This window comes from Leisingera sp. CC-HEC093, assembly GCF_059429195.1.
On sequence record NZ_JCAIJR010000001.1, the window covers coordinates 2,901,505 to 2,925,212 of the forward strand.

General features: G+C 63.5%; 24 protein-coding genes. 14 read left to right on the forward strand and 10 right to left on the reverse strand.

The genetic code is table 11. The features are described 5' to 3' along the window. Positions 1–2: 2 nt before the first annotated feature. From AC5STB_RS14190 to AC5STB_RS14200, 3 genes are all read right to left on the reverse strand, one after another. Positions 3–476, reverse strand: a complete 474-nt coding sequence (locus AC5STB_RS14190; protein WP_495443456.1) for a GNAT family N-acetyltransferase — start codon at positions 474–476, stop codon at positions 3–5. A gap of 86 nt (positions 477–562) precedes the next feature. Then, positions 563–1,339, reverse strand: coding sequence for a Bax inhibitor-1/YccA family protein (locus AC5STB_RS14195; RefSeq protein ID WP_019295727.1), 777 nt, complete (start codon positions 1,337–1,339; stop codon positions 563–565). Positions 1,340–1,536: 197 nt separating this feature from the next. Continuing rightward, positions 1,537–1,758, reverse strand: coding sequence for a DUF1127 domain-containing protein (locus tag AC5STB_RS14200; protein ID WP_495443457.1), 222 nt, complete (start codon positions 1,756–1,758; stop codon positions 1,537–1,539). 125 nt (positions 1,759–1,883) lie between these two features. On the opposite strand from AC5STB_RS14200, the gene AC5STB_RS14205 reads away from it, so the two are divergent. After that, complete coding sequence (locus AC5STB_RS14205) at positions 1,884–2,765, forward strand: LysR family transcriptional regulator (protein WP_495443458.1); 882 nt, start codon at positions 1,884–1,886, stop codon at positions 2,763–2,765. A gap of 209 nt (positions 2,766–2,974) precedes the next feature. On the opposite strand, the gene AC5STB_RS14210 is transcribed toward AC5STB_RS14205, so the two are convergent. Continuing rightward, a complete protein-coding gene (locus tag AC5STB_RS14210) occupies positions 2,975–3,940 on the reverse strand; it encodes an NADPH:quinone oxidoreductase family protein (protein ID WP_495443459.1) in 966 nt (321 codons plus the stop codon). A gap of 351 nt (positions 3,941–4,291) precedes the next feature. Between AC5STB_RS14210 and AC5STB_RS14215 the strand changes: the two genes are divergently transcribed. The 3 genes from AC5STB_RS14215 to AC5STB_RS14225 all read left to right on the forward strand — a co-directional run bounded on the left by AC5STB_RS14215 (position 4,292) and on the right by AC5STB_RS14225 (position 7,003). Next, positions 4,292–4,663, forward strand: coding sequence for a helix-turn-helix domain-containing protein (locus AC5STB_RS14215; protein WP_291728680.1), 372 nt, complete (start codon positions 4,292–4,294; stop codon positions 4,661–4,663). A gap of 97 nt (positions 4,664–4,760) precedes the next feature. Further along, positions 4,761–5,561, forward strand: coding sequence for a histidinol-phosphatase (gene hisN, locus AC5STB_RS14220; protein ID WP_495443460.1), 801 nt, complete (start codon positions 4,761–4,763; stop codon positions 5,559–5,561). 107 nt (positions 5,562–5,668) lie between these two features. Further along, positions 5,669–7,003, forward strand: a complete 1,335-nt coding sequence (locus tag AC5STB_RS14225) for an 8-oxoguanine deaminase (protein ID WP_495443461.1) — start codon at positions 5,669–5,671, stop codon at positions 7,001–7,003. Between the two features lie 47 nt (positions 7,004–7,050). Here AC5STB_RS14225 and guaD read toward each other — a convergent pair whose 3' ends face one another. Beyond that, positions 7,051–8,337 carry a guanine deaminase gene (guaD, locus tag AC5STB_RS14230; protein ID WP_495443462.1) on the reverse strand — a complete coding sequence of 429 codons (1,287 nt, stop codon included), beginning with the start codon at positions 8,335–8,337 and terminating at the stop codon, positions 7,051–7,053. A gap of 141 nt (positions 8,338–8,478) precedes the next feature. On the opposite strand from guaD, the gene mgtE reads away from it, so the two are divergent. The 4 genes from mgtE (at position 8,479) to AC5STB_RS14250 (ending at position 13,356) form a co-directional block, all read left to right on the forward strand. Beyond that, the gene (gene mgtE / locus AC5STB_RS14235; RefSeq protein ID WP_495443463.1) at positions 8,479–9,867 is read left to right on the forward strand and encodes a magnesium transporter; all 1,389 of its coding nucleotides are present in this window, start codon (positions 8,479–8,481) and stop codon (positions 9,865–9,867) included. Between the two features lie 9 nt (positions 9,868–9,876). Continuing rightward, positions 9,877–10,440, forward strand: a complete 564-nt coding sequence (locus AC5STB_RS14240) for a 5-formyltetrahydrofolate cyclo-ligase (protein WP_495443464.1) — start codon at positions 9,877–9,879, stop codon at positions 10,438–10,440. Positions 10,441–10,555: 115 nt separating this feature from the next. Further along, positions 10,556–11,368 carry a TIGR00282 family metallophosphoesterase gene (locus AC5STB_RS14245; protein WP_495443465.1) on the forward strand — a complete coding sequence of 271 codons (813 nt, stop codon included), beginning with the start codon at positions 10,556–10,558 and terminating at the stop codon, positions 11,366–11,368. 209 nt (positions 11,369–11,577) lie between these two features. Continuing rightward, positions 11,578–13,356, forward strand: a complete 1,779-nt coding sequence (locus AC5STB_RS14250) for an SLC13 family permease (RefSeq protein WP_495443466.1) — start codon at positions 11,578–11,580, stop codon at positions 13,354–13,356. Positions 13,357–13,583: 227 nt separating this feature from the next. Here AC5STB_RS14250 and AC5STB_RS14255 read toward each other — a convergent pair whose 3' ends face one another. Next, a complete protein-coding gene (locus AC5STB_RS14255) occupies positions 13,584–15,359 on the reverse strand; it encodes an SLC13 family permease (protein WP_495443467.1) in 1,776 nt (591 codons plus the stop codon). A gap of 122 nt (positions 15,360–15,481) precedes the next feature. On the opposite strand from AC5STB_RS14255, the gene AC5STB_RS14260 reads away from it, so the two are divergent. Both AC5STB_RS14260 and AC5STB_RS14265 read left to right on the forward strand, forming a co-directional pair. Then, entirely contained in the window at positions 15,482–16,222 is a 741-nt protein-coding gene (locus AC5STB_RS14260) for a YebC/PmpR family DNA-binding transcriptional regulator (protein ID WP_495444608.1), read from the forward strand. A gap of 91 nt (positions 16,223–16,313) precedes the next feature. Continuing rightward, positions 16,314–16,787 (forward strand): GNAT family N-acetyltransferase, encoded by a 474-nt coding sequence (locus AC5STB_RS14265; RefSeq protein WP_495443468.1) that lies wholly within the window; start codon positions 16,314–16,316, stop codon positions 16,785–16,787. A gap of 26 nt (positions 16,788–16,813) precedes the next feature. On the opposite strand, the gene AC5STB_RS14270 is transcribed toward AC5STB_RS14265, so the two are convergent. From AC5STB_RS14270 to AC5STB_RS14280, 3 genes are read right to left on the reverse strand one after another with little or no spacing between them, the layout of a single operon-like run. Next, positions 16,814–17,662, reverse strand: coding sequence for a COG3904 family protein (locus tag AC5STB_RS14270; RefSeq protein ID WP_495443469.1), 849 nt, complete (start codon positions 17,660–17,662; stop codon positions 16,814–16,816). 13 nt (positions 17,663–17,675) lie between these two features. After that, complete coding sequence (locus AC5STB_RS14275) at positions 17,676–18,368, reverse strand: nitroreductase family protein (RefSeq protein ID WP_495443470.1); 693 nt, start codon at positions 18,366–18,368, stop codon at positions 17,676–17,678. Between the two features lie 16 nt (positions 18,369–18,384). Next, positions 18,385–19,269, reverse strand: coding sequence for a LysR family transcriptional regulator ArgP (locus AC5STB_RS14280; RefSeq protein ID WP_495443471.1), 885 nt, complete (start codon positions 19,267–19,269; stop codon positions 18,385–18,387). Between the two features lie 89 nt (positions 19,270–19,358). Here AC5STB_RS14280 and AC5STB_RS14285 point away from each other — a divergent pair, with 89 nt between their 5' ends. From AC5STB_RS14285 to AC5STB_RS14300, 4 genes are all read left to right on the forward strand, one after another. Beyond that, on the forward strand, positions 19,359–19,961 hold the full coding sequence (locus AC5STB_RS14285) for a LysE/ArgO family amino acid transporter (protein ID WP_495443472.1): 603 nt from the start codon (positions 19,359–19,361) through the stop codon (positions 19,959–19,961). 100 nt (positions 19,962–20,061) lie between these two features. After that, positions 20,062–21,006 carry a pirin family protein gene (locus tag AC5STB_RS14290; RefSeq protein WP_495443473.1) on the forward strand — a complete coding sequence of 315 codons (945 nt, stop codon included), beginning with the start codon at positions 20,062–20,064 and terminating at the stop codon, positions 21,004–21,006. A 50-nt stretch (positions 21,007–21,056) separates the two neighbouring features. Then, positions 21,057–21,977, forward strand: a complete 921-nt coding sequence (locus AC5STB_RS14295; RefSeq protein ID WP_495443474.1) for a DMT family transporter — start codon at positions 21,057–21,059, stop codon at positions 21,975–21,977. Between the two features lie 66 nt (positions 21,978–22,043). Beyond that, entirely contained in the window at positions 22,044–23,054 is a 1,011-nt protein-coding gene (locus AC5STB_RS14300) for a DUF1036 domain-containing protein (protein WP_495443475.1), read from the forward strand. Between the two features lie 12 nt (positions 23,055–23,066). On the opposite strand, the gene betI is transcribed toward AC5STB_RS14300, so the two are convergent. Beyond that, a complete protein-coding gene (gene betI / locus AC5STB_RS14305) occupies positions 23,067–23,642 on the reverse strand; it encodes a choline-binding transcriptional repressor BetI (protein WP_495443476.1) in 576 nt (191 codons plus the stop codon). Positions 23,643–23,708: the final 66 nt, after the last annotated feature.

A 23,708-nucleotide genomic window follows, 5' to 3' on the forward strand; every position in this document is an offset into this window, starting at 1 on the left:
CCTCAGGCGCGCCACTCTGCGACGGTCAGCACCGGCTCCATGCCCATGCCCTGCATCAGCGCGGCTGAGGCGCTGTTGAATGGCGCGTAAGTGGCCGCAACCACCGTTGCGCCTTCTGCCAGCGCGCGCGTCTTCATCGCCTCCACCAGCGTTTTACCGACACCCATCCGGCGCCAGGCTTCGGTGACCGAGATATGATGCAGCATGGCGCGTTTCTCTGCAGCGCGGACGGGCAGGGGAGGGCGGTCCTGCAGTTCATAGATCAGGTAGCCCAGCAACGCCCTTTGCGGGCTTTCTGCGGCCAGTGCAAAGACGTTTTCATCCTGCAGCCAGTCCTGCAGCCAGGCGGCCAGATCGTCGCTGCCAGGGGCTGGAATGTGCCTCTCCGGCTGGTGCTCTGCGTGCAGCGCGTGCAGGTCCTGCAGGAGCGGCAGCAGGCGGTTTGATTCTGCCGCTGGGATCTCAATGATTTTCATGGGTATGCCCCCTGTTATCGTTGTTCAAATGAAAAGGGGCGGATCATTACGATCCGCCCCTCGCTGTTTTGGTATGTGACCTGCGGTTATTCGCGGTTTCCAAGCAGCTGGAGCAGCATCATGAACATGTTGATGAAGTCCAGATAGAGGCTCAGGGCGCCCATGATCGCGGACTTCGCCAGCCACTCCTGGTCGCCCGCGTGGGCCATCTGCAGGTAGTCGTTTTTGATGCGCTGTGTGTCATACGCTGTCAGACCCGCAAAGATCAGCACGCCGATGACCGAGATCGCAAAGGCCATGGCGGAGGAGGCCAGGAAGATGTTGACGATCGAGGCCACGATCAGGCCGATCAGGCCCATGATCAGGAAGGAGCCCATGCCGCTCAGGTCCTTCTTGGTGGTGTAGCCCACCAGCGACAGGCCTGCAAAGGCAATGGAGGTGATCAGGAACACCTGCACGATGCTTTCGCCGGTGAAGACCAGGAAGATCGAGCTGATCGACAGGCCCATCACAGTGGCGAAGACATAGAACAGCAGCTGCACGCCCGCCGCAGACATGCGGTTGGCGGCGGCGCCGATGCCGAAGATGAAGGCCAGCGGGGCGAACATGATCACCCACTTCAGCGGCGAGGCATAAAGCGCATAACCGATGTTGGTCAGGTACTTGTCAGCGCTCAGCTGGGCCACGGCATTGGCCGGGTCCGAGGTGACGGCCAGCCCGGCAATTGCCCAGGCGGCCAGGAAGGTGATGAACGTGCCTGCCGACATGGTGGCATAGACTTTGTTCATGTGGGCGCGGAGGCCCTCATCAATCTGCTGGGCGCGGGCGCCTGCAGCAGAGCGGATGGTGTCGAATTGTGCCATTTTGAATGGTCTCCGTAATCTACTCCCTCGCTGTCGGCACACGTATGGGACCGCGGGCCGCAGCTTTCCTGCCAAATATCGGGTGAAGCGGGGTTCGGTTCAAGTATTTAGGACAAAGAAATACATGAAAAACAAGCCAACGGGCCGCGCTGCGGCGGCCCGCATGTCAGGCTGGGGACTGTGAGGGCGGCGCTCACTCAGAAACTCCAATGATCCGGCGCCCTCCAGAAGCCGCCCCGGGCCTCCGCATCTGCTTGCGCACGGGTCACGCCGATGTCTTCGAGCGCGCGGTCATCCAGCCGGGCCAGTTGGCGGCGCTGGCGCCAGGCCGCCAGATGCAGCCGAAGGCGGGCGGTCACGGACAGCTGCGGCTTTGCCGCGCGGCAGGCAGGCGAGCAATGGGAGGTAACGAGGGTCATTGGCTTGGTCCTTCAGTTGAGTTTGTGATGCATCCCTTCTGGGTGATCAATTGTATTGATGAGTATGAGGACCTGTGGCATATTTTGAAAACGAATGTTTTTGATCCAATGAATCAGGTTCTGTGATGGTTAGAAATCTAGATATCACCACGCTCCGCTCCTTTGTGGCGGTGGCAGAGTACGGCGGAGTGACCCGTGCCGCCGGTTTCCTGCACCTCACGCAGTCGGCGGTTTCGATGCAGATGAAGCGGCTGGAGGAGCTTCTGGGGCTGGAGCTGCTGGACCGGTCCGGGCGCACCATTGCGCTGACGGCGGAGGGCGAGCAGATGCTGGGCTATGCCCGCAAGATGGTGGCGCTGAATGACGAGGTGATCAGCCGACTGACCGATCAGGCCTTTGAAGGCGAGGTGCTGCTGGGGGTGCCGCATGACGTGGTGCACCCGGTTATCCCGCAGGTGCTGAAACGGTTCAGCCTCAGCTACCCGCGGGTAAACGTGAACCTCTGCACCTCGAACACCCGCGACCTCAAGGCCGAGTTTGCGCGCGGCGCCTTCGACCTGATCCTGACCACCGAAACCGGCGCGGGCGAGGGTGCGGAGACGATCCACAGCATGCCGTTGCGCTGGGCGGGCGCGCCGGACGGATCAGTCTGGCGGCAGCGGCCCCTGCGGCTTGGCTTCTGCCGCAACTGCAGCTTCCGCCCGGTGGCGACTGCGGCGCTGGATGAGGCCGGCATCGGATGGGAAATGGCGCTGGACAGCGATTCCGACCGCACGGTTGAGGCGACAATCAGCGCCGATCTGGCCGTCGGCGTTCTGATGGAAGGCACTCAGCCGTCTTACCAGGAACTGATCGGCCCGGGCTGCGGCCTGCCGGAACTGCCGATGCAGCACATTAACCTCTACGGCGCTGAGCGCGTGCACGCGCCCTACGTCGAGGAACTGGCCGAAATCATCCGCCAAGGCTTCCAGGGGCTGTGGTCGTCGCCGCTGCGGGCGGCCAGCTGACCTGGCAGCGGGTCGCGCAGCTCCGGCTTCTGGCTAAAGTCGCCTTTCAGGGAACCCGCGGTGCAAACAGGCGCGGCGGCCCTTCCGCTCTCGCAGGCTGCTCTGGCTTTGCCAACGCACCCTGGCCCAACCGTTGCGGTGCATTTTGCAAAAAATGCGCTGTCAGCGGGCGGGCGCTGCCCCCCCTGCCAAAGCGTTGCTGCAACCCGTCAGCTGCCGCTCATGGTAACCACCACCTTGCCGGTGGACTTGCGGCTGCGCAGCAGTTCCAGCCCTTCCGCCGCCTGCGCCAGAGGCAGGGTGTGGCTGATATGCGGCTTGATGCGGCCTGCGCCGTGCCAGGCAAACAGCGTCTCAAAGGATTTGCGCACCGCCTCGGGGCGGAATTTCAGGTAGCCGCCCAGGTAGAATCCAATCACTGTCAGGTTCTTCACCAGCAAGTGGTTGGCTGGGATCTGCGGCACCTCGCCGCCGGCAAACCCCACCGGCAGCAGCCGTGCGCCGGGATTGGCAGAGCGGAAGGCCGCCTTCCACACATCGCCGCCAATGGCGTCATAGACCACATCAGCGCCGCCGAGCGTCTTGACCGCGCTGCGCAGGTCCTCCCCTGCATCGATCAGGTGATCGGCACCCGCCGCTGCCGCCACCTCCAGCTTGTCCTGACCGCGGGCTTGGGCAATCACCGTTGCACCCATCAGCTTGCCGATCTCCACCGCGGTCAGTCCGACGCCGCCGGCGGCGCCTGTCACCAGCAGGGTCTCCCCCGGTTGCAGACGGGCGCAGTGATCCAGCGCCATGTGGCTGGTGCCATAGGCAATTTGAATGGCCGCGGCATGCTCAAAACTCATCGCATCCGGGATCCGGATCAGCCGCGCGGCATCAAACACCCCGGCCTCTGCCAGCCCGCCGGAACCGCCGAACACCGCCACCCGGTCGCCGATGGCAAGACCCTCTGTTCCGCTGCCAAGAGCCGTGACAGTTCCAGCCGCTTCCAGCCCCAGGGTAAAGGGCGGCTCTGGCGTGTCCTGGTAGCTGCCCTTCATCATCAGGAGGTCTGCAAAGTTCAGTCCGCAGGCCCGCAGGGCGACGGCTGCCTGCCCGGCAGCCGGGGGCGGGCACTCTGTTTGCGTCAAAGCGGCTGGCTGGCCGAAGGCTGAAACCTGGAAAGCCTGCATGTCCTCTCCTCACCTGTTACGGGAATCGCCATGATTCGCGCAGCAACACTCGCGGCTTGGCGCCGCGCTGCACACCTCGCTATTTCTGGGGAGGTACGCGATCTGCAGTGGCTTGGCAATAAAACGTTTAGAAAAATGATGCATGAAATCATGCGCTTGACTTGCAGCCCCTCGCAACACGCGACGGCAGTCTTGCAATCAACCGCAAGGGTTGTACACTTTTGATCAGAGGTTGAGGTCAGATCGCTCTGATGGGGAAACGTGTTTCCGGCAAGCAGTGGAAAGCGCCGCAACATGGTATTGGAACAGCGGTCCGGGTCGCAGCCGGATTTATAGATTTAGGAGAATCGCATGGCTCATCCCGTAGACGTGCACGTGGGAAAGCGCATCCGCCATCGCCGGTGGCTGATTGGCATGACGCAGCAGCAGCTTGCCGAGCAGGTTGGCATCAAGTTCCAGCAGATCCAGAAGTATGAAACCGGTGCCAACCGGGTCAGCGCTTCCCGGCTGTGGGATATTTCCGATGCGCTCGAAGTGCCGGTGAGCTTCTTCTTCGAAGGCCTGCAGGAAGAGGGTAAGGCCCCCGCCGAGAAGGCCTCCGTGCCGGAAGATCTGATGGGTGACAAGGAGGCACTGGATCTGGTGCGCTCCTACTATGCCATTCCGGAAAACCAGCGCCGCCGCCTGTTCGAACTGGCCCGTGTGCTGAGCGACGTCGCCTGAAGCCAGGGCTGCCGTTGACACGAATTTGCAGCGCAAAATTGGCGGTCGGCCGGCTTTGCGCTTGCAATGAAAGCGGCCTGGTGGCACCCGTTTAGCTATGACACCGGCCGCACTTTCCGATCTCGACGTTGCACACAGGATGGCAGACGCAGCCCGCGCCGCCATCCTGCCGCATTTCCGAACCTCTTCTCTGAACAGCGAAAATAAACTGACGGGCGGGTTCGACCCGGTGACTGTGGCTGACCGCGCTGCCGAACAGGCAATGCGCGCCGTGCTGGCAGAGCTGCGCCCGCAGGACGCTATCCTGGGCGAGGAGTTCGGCGCTGAGGCCGGCAGCTCCGGCCGCACTTGGGTGCTGGATCCGATTGACGGCACCCGCGGTTTCATCAGCGGCACGCCGACCTGGGGGGTGCTGATTGCGCTGGGGGATGAAAATGGCCCTTTCCTTGGCGTGATTGACCAGCCTTATACCGGGGAACGCTTCTGCGGCGGCGCGGAGATCGCCTTGATGACCGGCCCGCTCGGCGAAATGCCCCTGCAGACCCGCGGCACCACGGCGCTGTCGGAGGCGATCCTGTTCACCACCTTCCCAGAGGTCGGAACCGCAGAAGAGCGCGCAGGCTTCGAACGGGTCTCTGCCCAAGCCAAGCTGACCCGCTATGGTATGGATTGCTACGCCTATGCGCTGGTTGCGGCCGGGCAAGCGGACCTGGTGATCGAGGCAGGCCTCAACGCCTATGACATCCAAGCGCCGATTGCGGTGATTCAGGCGGCAGGCGGCATTGTCACCGACTGGCAGGGCAACCCGGCACACAACGGCGGCCGCGCCCTGGCCGCGGCCAATGCGGACATCCACGCGGCCGCACTGGAGCTGCTGCGGCAAACAGAGGCGGGTTGAATCCGGCAGCCCCGGCCTGTAGATTTACCGCAGGCCGGTTCTTCGCCCGTTTTCCATCGGCCCATCACACATTCCATGAAGCGGGTTGTCTGTAGGAGTGTGTGGATATGACAGAGATCCTGATTCAAAATGCCGATACCATCCTGACGATGGATGATGAGCGCCGCGTGCTGCACGGCGCAGATGTTCTGATCCGGGGCGGCGTGATCGCCGCAGTCGGGCAGGGGTTGCAAACCAGCGGCGACGTGGTCTCCGGTCGCGGCTGCGTGATTACGCCCGGTCTGGTGAACACTCATCACCATCTCTACCAGAACCTGACCCGCGCGGTACCGGGCGGACAGGATGCGTTGCTGTTCGGCTGGCTTCAAACCCTGTACCCGATTTGGGCGCGGTTCACCCCGGATGAGATGTTCGTCTCAGCGCAGCTGGGACTCGCCGAACTGGCGCTGTCAGGCTGCACCCTCAGCTCCGACCACCTGTACCTTTATCCCAACGGCTCCCGGCTGGAGGACACCATCCACGCCGCCCGCGATGTGGGTCTGCGCTTCCATCCCACCCGCGGTGCCATGAGCATCGGCGAAAGCGATGGCGGCCTGCCGCCGGACCGCTTGGTCGAGGTTGAGCGCGCTATCCTTGATGACATGATCCGGGTGGTGGACGCCTTCCACGATCCGTCCGAAGGCTCCATGTGCCGGGTTGGCCTCGCCCCTTGTTCGCCGTTTTCCGTCAGCCGCGAGCTGATGCGCGATGCCGCGCTGCTGGCCCGCGACAAGGGGGTGATGCTGCATACCCACCTGGCCGAGAACGACGAGGACATCGCCTATTCCCAGGCCCAGTTCGGCTGCCGCCCCGGCCAGTACGCTGAGGAACTGGGCTGGACCGGCGATGACGTCTGGCACGCCCACTGCGTCAAGCTCGACACGCAAGAGATTGATCTCTTTGCCAGAACCCGCACCGGGGTTGCCCATTGCCCCTGTTCAAACTGCCGCCTCGGCAGCGGCATCGCACCTGTGCGCGCGATGCGCGATGCGGGCGTGCCGGTGGGGCTGGGGGTCGATGGGTCCGCCAGCAACGACATGGCCAGCCTCAGCGCCGAGGCGCGGCAGGCCATGCTCCTGCAACGGGTTGCAAACGGGGCCGACGCGATGAGCGCCTATGAGGCGCTGGAAATCGCCACCCGCGGCGGTGCGGATGTGCTGGGGCGCCCCGATTGCGGCCGCCTGGAAACGGGCAAACGCGCCGATATCGCGGTCTGGGATACCAGGGGCGTGGCTTCCAGCGGCAGCTGGGACGCTGCCGCCCTGCTGCTGGCTGGTCCCACGCAGGTCAAACACCTGTTTGTCGAGGGCAAGCAGATTATCCGTGGCGGTGACCTGATCACCCTGGACCTGCCGCGTCTGATCGAACGCCACGGCCAACTGGCGCAACGGCTGATGGACTAAGGGGCTTGGTCTTCTTCTGGCTGCAAATATCCGCGCCAGCGCCTCTTCTAATCCCGCCGGCCGCTGATCCAGACCTCTGCAATGGCCCGGTCATCGCCCATCATGATGGTCGGGAACACAGCTTCCCAGATATCGCCGGCCCGCGCGGCCCGCTGGGCGATGGCCGGGGTGGAGGCCAGGTCCAGCACCACCAGATCCGCCTCCATGCCGGCTGCGATGTTGCCGATCTTACCCTCCATCCGCAGCGCTGCGGCCGATCCTTGGGTCGCCAGCCACAGCAGCTGCGCCGCATGCAGCGGGGTGCCGCGCAGCTGGCCGATTTCATAGGCCGCCGCCATAGTGCGCAGCATCGAAAAGCTCGACCCGCCGCCGGTGTCGGTGGCAAGTCCGATCCGCTGGCCCTCTGCCATCAGCCCGGCCATGTCGAACAGGCCGGAGCCGATGAAGGTGTTCGACGTCGGGCAATGGATCAGTGCTGCGCCGAATTCGCGCAGCCGGTGCCGTTCGCGTTCCTCCAGGTGGATCGCATGGCCATAAAGCCCCCTGGCGCCCAAGAGGCCGAATTCCTCATAAGTATCCAGATAATCGCGGGCCTGCGGGAACAGCGATTTCACCCACTCGATCTCATCCGTCTGCTCGCTCAGATGCGTCTGCATCAGGCATTCCGGATGTTTGGCCCAAAGCGCGCCCATCGCCTCCAGCTGTTCCGGGGATGAGGTGGGGGAGAACCGCGGGGTGATCGCGTATTCCAGCCGGTCCACACCGTGCCAGCGGGCAATCAGCGCATCACTGTCGTCATAGGCCGACTGCGGGGTGTCCCGCAGCCCCTCCGGCGCGTTGCGGTCCATGCAGGTTTTGCCCGCAGCCACCCGCTGACCGCGCGCCTGCGCTGCGGCAAAGAACGCATCGGCGCTTTCGGGGTGGATGGTGCAGTAGCTGCAGACCGTGGTGGTGCCATGGGCCGCGGTCAGATCCAGGTAGCGGTTTGCGATTTCGTCCGCATAGCTGCGCTCGCCAAACCGCATTTCCTCTGGGAAGGTATAGCTGTTCAGCCAGTCGATCAGCCGCTTGCCCCAGCTGGCGATTATCGCGGTCTGCGGATAGTGCACATGGGCATCGACGAAGCCGGCCATGATCAGCTTGCCGCTGTGGTCCACGGCCTGTGCCTCCGGCAGCAGCGACTGCATTTCTGCCAGGGAACCAGTGCCGGAAATCCGCCCGTCCTGCACCGCTACGGCCTCCTCCAGCCGGGCAGCATCTTCCGGGCGATCCCCGGCAAAGGGAGAGGCGGAAAAGGCGAGAACCTGCCCCTTCAGGATGTAACCTGTACCCATGCGTCCAACCCTTTCCTTGCAAAATGGCTCCGCGCAGGATACCCGCCGAAAGGGCGCGGGTAAATTGCAGCAACGCCATTGTTTTCCGGTGGCGGCGTCTTCTATTTTGCACGCAAAGACGCAGAAATCCGGGGGCATCAGATGAGCAGCGGCGACAACATCACCGGCGATCATTCTCAGGAAGACGCCTATGATCTGGACCGCAAGCTGGTCGCGCAGGTTCTGGAGGCGGTGGAGCAGGGCGATCAGCAGTCCCTGACGGAACTGCTGGAGGACTTGCACGCAGCGGACATCGCCGACCTTCTGGAGCAGATCGATTCCGACGACCGGATCAGCCTGATCCGGCTTTATGACCGGGAGTTCGACGGCGAGATCCTCTCGGAACTGGATGAAAGCATCCGTGAGGAGGTTATCGAGACCCTCAACCCGCTGGTGCTGGCCGACGCGGTGCGGGAGCTGGAGAGCGATGACGTCGTCGACCTTCTGGAAGATCTTGAGGTTCCGCAGCAGGAAGCCATCCTGGACGCGCTGGAAGACGCCGACCGGGTTGCGGTCGAACAATCGCTGAGTTACCCGGAAAATTCTGCCGGCCGCCTGATGCAGCGCGAGGTAGTGATGGCGCCTGAGCACTGGAACGTCGGGCAAGCCATTGACTTTATGCGAAACTCCGACGATCTGCCGGACCAGTTCTACCATGTGGTGCTGGTTGATCCGCGCTTGCATCCGATCGGTAATGTCACCCTGGGCCGCATCATGGCCACCAAACGCCATGTGACGCTGACCGATTTGGTCGAGGAGACTTTTCAGGTCATTCCCGCCGATCAGGACGAAGAAGACGTGGCCTATGCCTTCAACCAGTACCACCTGATTTCGGCTCCGGTGGTTGATGACGAAGGTCGGCTGGTCGGTGTGATCACCATCGACGATGCGATGATCGTGCTGGACGAAGAGCACGAGGAGGACATCCTCCGCCTCGCCGGTGTCGGCGAGGAAAGTTCGCTGGCAGACCGGGTGATCGAGACCACCAAGCGCCGCTTCCCCTGGCTGGCAGTGAACCTGGTGACGGCGGTGCTGGCCTCGCTGGTGATTGCCCAGTTCGAGGCTGCGATTGCCCAGATCGTGGCGCTGGCCGTGCTGATGCCGATCGTCGCCTCTATGGGCGGCAACGCAGGCACCCAGTCGCTGACCGTCGCGGTGCGCGCCATCGCCACCCGCGACCTTACCGGTTCCAACGTCTGGCGGGTGATCCGCCGCGAAGTGCTGGTGGGGCTGGTCAACGGGGTGATCTTCGCCATTGTCATGGGGCTGGTGGGCCTGGCCTGGTTCGGCTCGCCGATGCTGGGCGTGGTCATTGCTGTCGCGATGGTGGTCAATCTGGTCGTGGCAGGGCTGGCGGGCACTGTGGTCCCGGTTCTACTGGAGAAAACCGGAATTGACCCGGCGCTGGCCTCTGGCGCCTTTGTGACCACTGTGACCGATGTGGTGGGCTTTTTCGCCTTCCTGGGCCTTGCGGCCGTTCTGTTGCTATAGGAGACCGCCATGACGGATCTGACCGAAATCAAGGCTGCGGCGCGCAAGGCCGCCTTTGCCCGCCGCAAAGAGGCGTATGGCCGCAACATACCCGGCGCTGCGGGCCACCTGTCAGAGGTGCTGGCCGGCTACCGGGGGGTGCCGCTGTCGGGATTCCTGCCGATCCGTACTGAGATCGACCCGGTGCCTGCCATGGCAGAGGCCGCCGCACACGGGCCCGTTGGCGTGCCGGTGATCATGGGCAAGGGCCAGCCGCTGAAGTTCAGCCGCTGGCAGCCTGAGGGCCCGCTGCGGGACGGTCCGTTCGGTGCCATGGTGCCTGAGGTGGATGACTTCTTTGAACCGGAAATCCTAGTGGTTCCGCTGGTTGCTTTTGATTCCAAAGGCGGGCGGCTGGGCTATGGCGGCGGTTTCTATGACCGCACGCTGGAGCTGCTGCGCGGCAAACGGGGCACGCTCGCTATCGGTTTTGCCTTCGATGCGCAGGAGGCCGAGGATCTGCCGCTGGAGCCTACTGACCAGCCGCTCGACATGATTGTCACCGAAAGCCGCATCCTGCAGTTTACCCGCTGACGCAGGTCGAACGCCCAAGATTTTTCAGCAAAAATCTTAGCAAAACTTTTGGGAAAAGTTTTGCGCTGCCGCGGCGGGTCTTGTCCTGCCGCGCGCCTGCGGGTACCACGCCGCAATGCGTATTCTTTTTCTAGGCGATGTGATGGGCCGCGCCGGGCGCCGTGCCATCACCGAAAATCTGCGGCGGCTGCGGCAGGACTGGCGGCTCGATTTTGTTGTGGTGAACGGCGAAAACGCCTCCAACGGCATGGGGCTGAGCGGCGAGCACGCCAAACTCCTGCTGGACGCGGGCGTCGATTGCCTGACGCTGGGGGACCACGCCTTCGACCAGAAAGACATGCTGCAGTTCATTGAGAAGGAACAGCGCATCATCCGGCCCCTCAACTTTGCCAAGGGCGCGCCGGGCCGCGGCTACCGGCTGTTTCAGGCACCGGGCGGGCGCAAGGTGCTGGTGGTGCAGGTGCTGGGCCAAGTATTTATGAAGCGCGCCTTCGACGATCCCTTCGGCGCGGTGGAGGCAGTGCTGAAATCGCATCCGCGCGGCGGGCTGGCGCAGGCGATTATCGTTGATGTGCATTGCGAGGCGACCTCGGAAAAGATGGCGATGGGCCATTTCTGCAACGGGCGTGTTTCGCTGGTGGTGGGCACCCATACCCATGTGCCGACAGCGGATGCGCAGATTCTGTCGGAGGGCACGGGTTATCTGACAGATGCCGGCATGTGCGGCGACTACAATTCCGTGATCGGTATGGACAAGGCCGAACCGATGCGGCGGTTTCTGACCGGCATGCCCAAGGCCCGCTTCACCCCGGCAAACGGCGAGGCCACCCTGTCCGGCGTGTTTGTTGAAACCGACGACCGCACCGGCGCTGCCAAGCAGATTCGCATGGTGCGGAACGGCGGCCTGCTGGAGGAAGCTGCCCCCTGAACTGCGCCTGCCGTCCCTGCGGGCGGCTGCGGGGCGGGAGGATTGCCTGTTGAACACCGGTTCTCCGGGTAAAACGCCCTTTCCGCGCTTCAGACCGGCTGTGGTTCCGGAAGTCCTTGCCCAGCCATGTGGTTTCGGGGAAACTGCGCGATGGCGGACCGTCTTGCGCGGTGATCCCCGCTTGAACAACATGGGCAAAGTCACGGTATATGCAGTACTTCCAATTTGGTGACACCGGCAGCGCGTTCCTGGCGCTGGCAATTGTCCTGGCCATGTTTGTGGCGTTCCTGCGGGAAACTTATCCGACCGAAGTGGTGGCGCTCACCGGCGTTGCCGCCATGCTGGCCACAGGTGTGCTGCCTTATGACGAGGCGCTTCCGGTGCTGGCCAACCCGGCGCCGTGGACCATTGCGGCGATGTTTATCATCATGGGAGCGCTGGTGCGCACCGGCGCGCTGGATGCCTTCACCCAGATCGCCAAGAAACAGGCTGAGGTGAACCCCAGACTGGCGGTGGCCCTGCTGATGGCCTTTGTTGTCACTGCTTCTGCCGTGGTCTCCAATACGCCGGTGGTGGTGGTGATGATCCCGGTCTTCATCCAGATTTCCCGCACCTTGAAAGTCTCCGCTTCCAAAATGCTGATCCCGCTCAGCTATGCGGCGATTCTGGGCGGCACCCTGACGCTGATCGGCACTTCGACCAATCTGCTGGTGGACGGTGTCGCCCGGGCGCAAGGCCTGAAGCCCTTCACCATTTTTGAGGTCACCCCGCTGGGCCTGATCCTTGTGGTTTACGGCATGATCTACCTGCGCTTCATCGCGCCGCGGCTGCTGCCCGCCCGTGACAGCATGGCGGAAATGCTGAGCGATAAGTCAAATATGAAATTCTTCACCGAGGCGGTGATCCCGCCGGAAAGCAACCTGATCGGGCGTGAAGTGACGGGTGTTCAGCTGTTCAAGCGTCCCGGCGTGCGGCTCATCGACGTGGTCCGCGGCGACGCCTCGCTGCGACGGAACCTGAAGGGCGTGGAGCTGCAGGTCGGCGACCGGGTTGTGCTGCGGACCCGGATGACAGAACTTTTGAGCCTGCAAACCAACAAGGAACTGAAGCGGGTGGATCAGGTGTCGGCGGTGGAAACCCACACTGTCGAAGTGCTGATCACCCCGGGCTGCCGGATGGTGGGCCGCAGCCTTGGCGCCATGCGTCTGCGCCGCCGCTACGGTGTTTATACGCTGGCGGTGCACCGGCGGAACCAGAACATCGGCGTGCAGTTGGATGATCTGGTGGTGCGCATCGGCGATACCCTGCTGCTGGAGGGGGCGCCCGCCGATATCCAGCGATTGGCAGCGGATATGGACCTGGCGGACGTGTCGCAGCCGACCCAGCGCGCCTACCGCCGCAGCCACGCGCCGATTGCAGTTGTTGCGCTCCTTGGCATCGTGCTGCTGGCCGCCTTGGGCGTGGCGCCGATCCTGATGCTGTCGCTGCTGATGGTCTCGCTGGTCTTTGTCACCCGATGCATCGATGCGGATGAGGCGTTTTCCTTTGTCGACGGGAGCCTGCTGGCGCTGATCTTTTCGATGCTGGCCATCGGTGCGGCGCTGGAAAGCTCCGGCGCGGTCGCGCTGATCGTCAACGCCATTGCGCCGGCCCTGTCGATGCTGCCGCCGTTCCTGCTGGTCTGGGCTGTCTATCTGCTGACGTCGGTGCTGACGGAACTGGTCTCCAACAACGCCGTGGCCGTGGTGGTGACGCCGATTGCGATTGGTCTGGCGCAGGCGATGGGAGTCGACCCGCGTCCCCTGGTGGTGGCGGTGATGGTGGCGGCCTCGGCGTCTTTTGCCACCCCGATCGGTTATCAGACCAATACGCTGGTGTACGGCCCCGGCGGCTATAAATTCACCGACTTCCTGCGCGTTGGCATCCCGCTGAACCTCACCGTCGGCATGGTCGCATCGCTGCTCATCCCCTTCTTCTGGCCGCTCTGAGCAGGGTGGCCATATTGCAAGGGCGCGGGATTCCGCCGATTGCGCAGATGTTTACGGGAACTTCTCATACCGGCCCGCAGTTGTAATTGGAGGAATGTTAATAAAAGGGGCAGGAAATGAACTCCAGGATGCTGTTTCTGGTCACGGTTCTGGCTGGGTCAACCACCATCGCTTTGGCGTCGCAGGCTTTGACGCAGGAAACTGTTCACGCCGGGGAGACTGCGGTCTCACAACGGCCAGAAAAATAATATGGCCGGTATTGAAACGGTAATGATCAGCGCTTCCAGCGGCAGCCCCATCCGCCAGTAATCCCCGAAATGATAGCCGCCCGGGCCCAGCACAAGCGTATTATTCTTGTGCCCGATGGGCGTCAGAAACGCGGCAGAGGCCGCCACCGCCACCGCCATTAGGAACGGATCCGGGGAAACGCCCAGCGTCTCTGCCATCTGAATGCCGACAGGCGCTGCAACGATCGCTGTGGCGGTGTTATTCAGCACATCTGACAGCGTCATGGTGACCACCATCAGCACCGTCAGCACTGCCCAGGCGGGCAGGCCCGCGGTGAGCCCTGTCAGCGTGTTGGCAATCAAAGCGGTGCCGCCGGAACTGTCCAGCGCCGCCCCCAGCGGGATCATTGACCCCAAAAGGACCACCACCGGCCATTCCACATGGTCATAGATCTCCGCCACCGGCAGGATTTTCAGCAGCACATAGCCGATGGCCACCAGCCCCAGCGCCACCGGCAGGTAGATCAGCCCCAATGAGGCCGCGAGCACCGCGGCGGCAAACAGCCCGATGGCAGCCCAGGTCTTGTCATTCGCCGTTACGGACAAGCCGCGCGCGGCCAGCGGCAGGCAGCCCAGCCAGTCTGCCACATCGGCGCTGCGCCCGCGCGGGGACAGCAGCAGCAGGATGTCGCCTGCCTGCACCTCGGTCTGCCGGATATGGCGGGTGATCCGCGTGCCCTGGCGGGAAATTCCCAGCAGCACCGCGCTCTGGCGCCAGGACAGGCCGATGGACTGCGCGGTCCGGCCGCGGATGCGGGCGGTCTCCGGTACCACCAGCTCGGCCAGTTCCAGCCCTTCGCCCGCTGCAGCCAGTTTCTCGTTCCGGGCAGCATCGGCGAACTCCAGCTTCAGCGCGCTGCGGAATTCGTCCAGTGCTTCGGGTTCCGCCTCGATCACCAGCGTGTCGCCCTCGCGCAGCGTAGCAGCGGAGGAACGCCCATAGCGCCGCTTGCCGTCCCGGATCAGTCCCAGGATCGCCACATCGGCTTTTTCGGCCTCTTCATCCAGCTCCCCCAAACGCTGCCCGGTCAGCTCCGAACCTTCGCCCACTGTCAGCTCTGCGATATAGGGCGCCAGCTGCGCTTCGGACGCGCCGGCGGCGTTTTCCCGCGCCGGGATCAGCCGCCAGCCGATCAGTGCCACAAAACCCAGCCCCGCCAGCGCCGCGAGTCCGCCCACCGGCGCAAAATCGAACATCCGGAAGGGTTCACCCAGTGTCTCGCCGCGGATCGCGGCAATGATGATGTTGGGCGGCGTGCCAATGAGCGTCGCCATGCCGCCCAGGATGGTGGAAAAGGACAGGGGCATCAGGCTGAGCCCCGGCGCGCGGCCTGCCTTGCGCGCGGTCTGGATGTCCACCGGCATCAGCAGTGCCAGCGCCGCCACATTGTTCATGAAGGCCGACAGCACCGCGCCAACGCCGCCCATCAGCGTAATATGGCCGCCCAGGCCCCGCGCACTGTCCACCAGCGTCCGGGTGATCAGGAACACCGCGCCTGACCGTACCAGCCCTGCAGACACAATCAGTACCAGCGCTACCACCAGCGTTGCCGGATGGCCAAACCCGGCAAAGGCGTCGCCAGCAGGCACCACCCCCAGCACCACCCCTGCCATCAGCGCGGCAAAGGCCACCAGATCATACCTGTAGCGCCCCCACAGCAGCAGGGCAAAGACGGCAGCAAATAATGCAAACAAAACGGCTTGATCATATGTCATCGGGCCAGCTTAGCCCCGAAACCCCGCGGAGCAAGGGCCAAGCCGGGGCAGGGTGCTTGAAACCCGGCACTGACAGAGGCTATATGAGCGCCAATTCAGATATTCAGCAGCAAGGATGCACCATGGCAGGCCATTCAAAATGGGCAAACATTCAGCACCGCAAAGGCCGTCAGGACGCGGCGCGGTCGAAACTGTTTTCCAAGCTGGCCAAGGAGATCACCGTGGCCGCCAAAATGGGCGACCCGGATCCCGACAAGAACCCGCGTCTGCGCCTGGCGGTCAAAGAAGCCAAAAGCCAGTCCGTCCCCAAAGACGTGATTGACCGCGCCATCAAGAAGGCCATCGGCGGCGACGCCGAAAACTACGACGAGATCCGCTACGAGGGCTATGGCCCGAACGGCGTTGCAGTGATCGTCGAGGCGATGACCGACAATAAGAACCGCACCGCCTCCAACGTGCGTTCCACCTTCTCCAAGAACGGCGGCAACCTGGGTGAAACCGGTTCGGTCGGCTTCATGTTTGAGCGCAAGGGCGAAGTGACCTACCTGGCCGCCGTTGGCGACGCGGACACGGTGATGATGGCAGCGATCGAGGCCGGCGCAGAAGATGTCGAAAGCTCTGAGGACGGCCATATCATCTATTGCGCGGATACTGACCTCAACGACGTTTCGAACGCTCTGGAAGGTGAACTGGGCGAATCCGAGAGCACCAAGCTGGTGTGGAAACCGACCACCACCACCGAGCTTGACCTGGAAGGCATGCAAAAGCTTATGAAGCTGGTCGATGCGCTGGAAGACGACGACGATGTGCAGCGTGTCACCACCAACTTCGAGGCCACCGACGAGGTCATGGCGCAGCTCTAATCCGGCACCGGATGCGTTTTCCAAGGCCCGCCAGCACGGTGGGCCTTTTTTGCTTTTGAACCCTTTAACAATGCCGCTGAGAGGCTGCCCGATGCATATCAGAGAGTTCCGCCCCGAAGACGCCGCTGCGCTTGCGCAAATTTTTCATGCCGCGGTTCATGGCATCGGCGCCCGCGATTACAGCCCCGAACAGCTCCGCGCCTGGAGCCCGGAACCCGCCCCTGCAGAGGTTTGGGGCAGACGTGCAGCCGATGGCCGCAGGGTCTTTGTGGCCGCGGATGCGCAGGGCCGGCCCCAAGCTTTCATTGAGCTGGAGACGGATGGCCATATCGACTGTTTCTATTGCCATCCGCAGGCCGCGGGCACCGGAACGGGGACCGCGCTTTATGAACGGCTGGAAGCAGAAGCCTGCAGTCTTGGCCTCAAGTTTCTTTTCGTGGAAGCCAGCGAAGCTGCCCGCCGGTTCTTTCTGCGTCAGGGCTTCACAGTTGAGGCCCGGCGTGAAATTGAACGCCGCGGTGCCGCGCTGCATAACTACCGGATGACCAAAGCGCTGTCCGGCTGAGCTGCTTCACCGCAGCGGCAGAGCACTCAGCGCGGGGGCGGTCTGATCAGCCCGGCACGGTGCAACTCGTCACTGCCCGGCAGCCATAGCTCCGTGCTTGGCACCGCAAATATCTTGCCGGCAAATTCGGCACTGACGCCTTGTTGCCGCAGGAAGCTGCGGTCTTTCTCCTGTTCCCGCCGCAGGTCGATCTGCGGCAGGCCGCTCTCGAACTGCAGCGCATAGCCGTGAAAACCCAGTTGCCCGTCCGGCCCCAGACTGCGTTCCATGCCGGCCGCAAACATCAGCGTGCAGGCCGAGGCGCACAACCCGGCGGCGCGGGTGTTCCAGCCCTGCTGCCGGATCAGCTGCGCGGCGCCGCGTGCCTCGGCAATCAGCCCGCCGGGTCCGCTCAGCACCACCTGAGACACATCCGGGTTCACCTCCGCCAGCTGCCGAAGCCGTTTTGTCAGGCCAAAGGTAATTTCACCGTCAAAGTGGAGGGTGCGCCCGTCGCCAGAGACCGACAGGCTATAGAGCGCCTCGCGTTCCAGCCGCCGCTGCTCGGCATAAGCCGGCTCCTCCACCGCCCGGGCAATCAGCAGCCCGTCCCACCATTGCGTCAGTGCTGCAAAGCCTGCAAACAGCAGCAGCAGGTAGCCGCCCCAGACCGGCGCCATGGCCCCGGTGCTCTGCACGTGGGTGTCTGCACTGCGCAAAAAGGCCCGCGCTTGCCAAAGCAGCAACAGCCAGTCCGCAGCCATCAGCACAAACAGCAGCGGCAGCGGCAGCCTGATCCAGTGATTGAGCACCAGCCACCCCAGCAGCACACCGGCCCGCGGCAGCACCACTTGCAGCGCCAGGCTGCGGGGCAGGGAGGCCGGGCCGCCGCTCATCCGGCTGGCGGTTTCATTCAAACACCTGGCAGATTTGCTCCAGCGGTTTCTTTAGCTTGGCAACTGACGGCACCATGGCATTATCGGCCGGGCGGCCCACGGCGATGATCATCGTCGGCTTTTCTGAAGAAGGGCGGCCCAGGGCACCGTTCAGGAATTTCATCGGGTTCGGCGTATGCGTCAGGCTGCACAGCCCCGCGGTATGCAGCGCCGTCAGCAGCACACCGGTGGCGATGTTCACGCTCTCGGGCACATAGTAGTTCTTGTAGCGCGTGCCGTCCTCGAACTCGCCCCAACGCTGGGCAAAGACCACGATCAGCCAGGGTGCGGTGGTCAGATGCGGTTTGTCCTCATTGGTTCCAATCGGTTCCAGGGCCTTGATCCACTCATCGCCCGCACCGCCTGCATAGAACCGGCGTTCCTCCTCCTCGGCCTCTTCGCGGATCTGCGCCTTCAGATCCGGGTTGGAGATTGCGGCAAAGAACCAGGGCTGGTGATTGGCGCCGGATGGCGCGGTGCCGGCGGCACGGATGCAATCCTCGATCACCGCCCGCGGCACCGGCTGGTCTGTGAAGTCCCGCACCGTGTGCCGCCGCCGCATATGCGCTAGAAACGTGGCCGCCTTCTCCTGCATTTCCGCACCGGAATATTCCGCCCGGTCAGGCAGGGGCAGCGGTTCATAGCTGAGGGCGTCTTTGGCAAACATTTGCAAACTTTCCGGATTAGCTTTGCGTTAAATACTGTCTAGCCGATTTCTGCACGGCGCGGGTCACTTCGGCAAGGGCCGGGGCCATCACCCGCGCCACCTGCCAGGTCAGCGGCACCGGCAATGCGGTGTCCGGGATCAGCGGCACCAGGCGGCCCGCGCGGATGTCCGCCTCCACCATCGCCAGCGGGTTCATGCCCCAGCCCATGCCCGCGGCGGCGGCATCAAGAAAGGCCTGGGTCGAGGGCAGGTAATGCGCAGGCGGCGCCAGTCCTGAGGCCACATTGCGCTCCAGCCAAACGCGTTGCAGATTGTCCTTTGCATTGAAGATCAGACAGGGCGCGCGGGCAGCAGCCTTGGGCGTGACGCCATCCGGGAACCAGCGCGCCATGAAATCCGGGCTGGTGGTTGCTACATAGTCCAGCCTGCCCAGCGGGTGGGTGTCAAATCCGGTCACCGGCTTGGAACTGGCGGTGACGGCTGCTGAAACCTCCCCCCGCTTCAGCCAGTCGGCGCTGTGGTCCTGATCATCGACCAATAGGTCGAACAGCACACCGTCCACGGCGGCCATCGCATCGATGAACCAGCTCGCCAGGCTGTCGGCATTGACCGCAATCCGCAGCCGCACCGGGCCGTGATCTGCGTCCAGCGCCAGCTCGCGCGCCAGCTGTGCCTCCAGCAGGCCGATGTCTTCGGCATGTTTCGCTATCCGAAGACCCGCTGCGGTGCCGGTGCAGGGCGACCCGCGCAGCACCAGTGCGGCGCCGGTGCGGTCCTCCAGCGCCTTGATCCGCTGCGAAACCGCCGAGGGCGTCACCATCAGCGCGTGCGCTGCCGCCTCAAAGCTGCCCAGACGCAGCACCGCGCTCAGCGCCGCCAGCTGGCTAGGGTCCATCTGCATTAGAAGCTCTAATCTGCCATAAATCTCTTTAACTGGATTAATGCCATGGCGGGCTGTAGTCAAATCCCAGCACAACAATGGAGACCGTGATGCCCCCCAGCCTGATTGCCGGATTTGCCCTGGGCCTCAGCTTGATAATGGCCATTGGCGCCCAGAACGCCTTTGTCCTGCGCCAGGGGCTGCGGCGCCAGCATGTGTTCTGGATCTGCCTCACCTGCGCCGGATCCGACGCGGTGCTGATCACTGCGGGCGTCCTCGGTTTTGGCTCTCTCGCACTGGCGCTGCCCTGGTTCGAACAGGCGATGCGCTGGGGCGGCGCGGCCTTCCTGATCTGGTACGGCGCCCGCGCCCTGCGCGCCGCCTGGCAGGGCGGCGAAACCTTGGAAGTGGCGCAGGAGGGCGCAGGCAAGGCGCTGTTGCCGGTACTGGCTACCGTGCTGGCACTCACTTGGCTCAATCCGCATGTATACTTGGATACGGTGGTGCTGCTGGGCTCGATCTCCGCCCAGTACCCCGAGCCGCTAGTCTTTGCAGCCGGCGCCACGATTGCCAGTTTCACATTCTTCTTCACGCTCGGCTACGGCGCCAGCCTGCTGGCGCCGGTCTTTGCCAGTCCGCGTGCCTGGCAGGTGCTGGACGCCATTGTCGGCCTGACCATGTGGGCGATTGCCGCCAAGCTCCTCTTGATGTGATGAACAGCTTGATGTGATGAACAGCCCCTGTGCGCGGGCGGGCCTAACACCCGCGCAGAAATGCCCTACCTTTCCCCATGACAGCAGACAGGAGGGAAGGATGAGCTGGAACCCGGCACTGGAACCGCAATGCCCGGATGCGGGCAGTCTTGATGCGATTGAGACGGTGATCATCCCGCGCGCCCGCGACATCGGCGGATTTGAGGTCCGCCGCGCGCTGCCTGCGCCGCGCCGCCAGATGGTTGGCCCTTTCATTTTCTTCGATCAGGCCGGGCCGACCGAATTCCTGACCGGCCAGGGCATCGATGTGCGCCCGCATCCGCACATCGGCTTGGGCACGGTCACCTACCTCTACCAGGGCGAATTCGAGCACCGGGACTCCCTCGGCACCCACCAGATGATTTACCCGGGCGAGGTGAACTGGATGGTGGCCGGGCAGGGCGTCACCCACTCGGAGCGCACTTCTGCCGCCACCCGCCAGGGCAAAAGCAGCCTGTTCGGCATCCAGACCTGGATCGCGCTGCCGGACAGCCACGAGGACGTACCCGCCGCCTTTGAGCACCACGGCAAGGAGGCGCTTCCGGTTCTGGAGGGCGAGGGCAAGACGGTGCGCCTGATCCTTGGCTCCGCCTGGGGTGAGAAAGCTCCGGCAACCCTTTATTCGGAAACTTTTTATGCCGATGTGGTGCTGCACCCGGGCGCCAAGCTGCCGTTGCCCGCCGACCACGAGGACCGGGGGCTGTATGTTACCCAAGGCTCAGTGGAGATTGCGGGTGAAAGCTTCGAGGCGGGCCGCATGATGGTGTTCCGTCCCGGCGATGAAATCACCGTGACCGCGGGTGCTGAGGGCGCACGGCTGATGGCGCTGGGCGGCGAGACAATGAACGGGCCGCGCTATATCTGGTGGAACTTCGTCGCCTCATCCCGCGACCGGATCGAGGCGGCCAAGGCATCCTGGGCCGCGGGCGATTGGCAGCATGGCCGCTTTCAGCTGCCGCCCGGCGACGATCAGGAATTCATCCCGCTGCCTGAGCGGCGGAAATAATTCACATGTGAAGTCTTGCGCCGCTGCCCGAACGGGTGTTCTGTCTGCCCATGAGCCAATCCGCCGCCCCCGTCCAGCATGTGCAGAACCCGTTGAAGGGCGTGTTCTGGATGGTTGTCACCGGCCTTTGTTTCGTGGCGGTAACGGCGCTGGTCAAATCGCTCGGCACCCGCATCCCGCCAGCTGAAAGCGCCTTTCTGCGCTATCTCCTCGGGCTGGTGTTCCTGATCCCGATGGCTGGCGCGCTGCGCAGGGCGCATCTCACACCGCGGCTCTGGGCGCTGTTTGCAGGCCGCGGCGTGGTGCATTCGGCGGGGGTGATCCTCTGGTTCTACGCCATGACACAAATTCCGCTGGCTGAGGTCACGGCGATGAATTACCTGTCGCCGGTCTATGTCACCTTGGGCGCGGCGCTGTTTCTGGGCGAGAAGCTGGCCTTCCGCCGCATAACCGCCATTGCCGTCGCCCTGATCGGCGCGATGATCATCCTGCGTCCGGGCTTTCGCGAGGTCTCGCCTGGCCACATCGCCATGCTGTTTACCGCGGTGTCTTTTGGCGCCTCCTATTTGATCGCCAAGTTCACCGTCGGCAGCAACAGCCCGGCGGTAGTGGTGGGGATGCTGTCGATCTTTGTCACAATCGGCCTGGCCCCATTTGCCCTGGCGGCCTGGGTCACGCCGACTCTGGCAGAGACCGCAATCCTGTTCGGCGTCGCCTGCTTTGCGACCGCGGGGCATTACACCATGACCCTGGCGTTTGCCGCAGCTCCTGTTGCGGTCACCCAGCCGGTCACTTTCCTGCAACTGGTCTGGGCCACGCTGCTTGGGGCTCTGGCCTTTGGCGAGCCTGCCGACATTTGGGTGATCTCTGGCGGCGGCCTGATCCTGGCGGCGGTCAGTTTTATCACTTGGCGTGAAGCTAGGATAAAAAGGAAAAGCCTTTCACCTTCCGGTAATGCGGCTGGTGTCTGATCGTCTTATGGATGTTACACGCCTGGGGTAATCTCCCGCCTTCATGGAAACTCGCGGGGGCCGTGAATGATGAAATTCCTTTGGCTGCCGGGTCTGCTTCTGGCGGCGCTCCTTGAACCGGCACCGGCGCAGGCTGGTTTCCGTATCTGCAACGATACGGAAACCCTGCATCACTTGGCCGTGGTCCTGCGCGACGGCGGCAGCTGGGTGGCGCAGGGCTGGCAGCAGCTGAATCCGGGGGACTGCGCGGACCCGGCACCGCAGGGCTATCCGGGAAAATTCATGTACTTCCGGGCCGAGGGTCCCGGACACCGCTTCCGCGACGACAGCGTCCGGTTCTGCACCGCGCCGGAGGGGTTCCGGATCCCGCATGGCAGTGATTGCAGCGGCCCGGGCCTCACGACGCGGCGGTTTGCCAAGGCATCCGCAGACCAGCCGGTCTTGCTCAGCACCCGCTCGCTCACTCGGCAGGGCAAGGACCCGGACGCCGCGGCGCGGGACGCGCATCATGTAGCTAGCAGCGGGCTGCACTATACCGCCGAAGTCGTCTTTCAGGGCTGCAAGCTGAACTCTGCAGAAGAGACCGTAACCTGCAAATTCGTTGGAGAGGGCTTGGAAATCGGCTCGCAAGGGCGGCTGCAGATCAATGACCCGGTGTTTACATACCTGTTGGGACTGCTGGCCGCCACTCCGCTGGAAATCGACGGCGAAATGACATTCCGCATGGGGTCATTCGGTGAGCTGGATTTGCACAGTGTGACGCCACGGGCACCGGACCGTTTTGACGGGATACTGCAAAAGATGCAGGGGCAATGGCTGTCGGAACGCAACCCGCTGGACAGGTTCGCCATTTCGGGTGCTGTGCGCCGGGCCAGCTATGGCGGCCGCCTGATGACGCCGGAATTCGTCTCGGTTCAGGACAACTGCCAAGGCGATGAGCAGGGTGAGTTTTTGCTGGCCTGGGACAGCCTGCGCGGCAGCAGCCTGTGCTACCGGATCAAGTCGCTGACGCAGGACAGGATGACGCTGATCTACCTGCCGCAGAGGATCCGCATGGATTACCGGCGGGCACGATAGTCCGGCAGGGCGTCAGGGGATCACCAGATCCACCACCCGGTGCGCCGCGGCGCGGGCTTCCTCCGGGTCCAGCGCCTCTTCCGACTGCGCCGCCTGCAGCCAGACCCCGTCCATGTAGCACTGCAGCGCCTGGCGTGCGGTCTCCACCTGGCCGGCCGGCAGAAGCGCCCGCAGCTCAGCCAGGAAATGGCTGCGCACCCGGGCCCGGTTGATTCGGTGCAGACGGCTGAGACGCGGGGAATAGGGCGCATTGGCCCAGAATTGCATCCAGATGCTGCATTGGGGGACGGTGAACAGGCCATCGGCAAAATTCGCATCCATCACCGCATAAAGCCGTTCGCGCGGGGTCCCTGCGGTGGCGTAGCCCTCACTCATTGCCGCGCGCAGCTTACCTAGGAGATGCAGCATGGTGGCTTCCATCAGCCCTTCCTTGGAGCCGAAATAATAGTTGATCGAGGCCGCCGAGGCACCCGCTTCCCGCGCGATTTCTGCCATGGTTACAACACCGTAACCACGCTTGTGCACGGCAACGATAGTGGCTTCGATCAGCTCTTCGTTGCGGATGTCCCGGATGCGTTTCCTGCTCATGAATAAGTTGTGGGGCAATTGGGACCACGTTTCAACTGTTGTTCGCGTGAATTCGAAACTTGAATG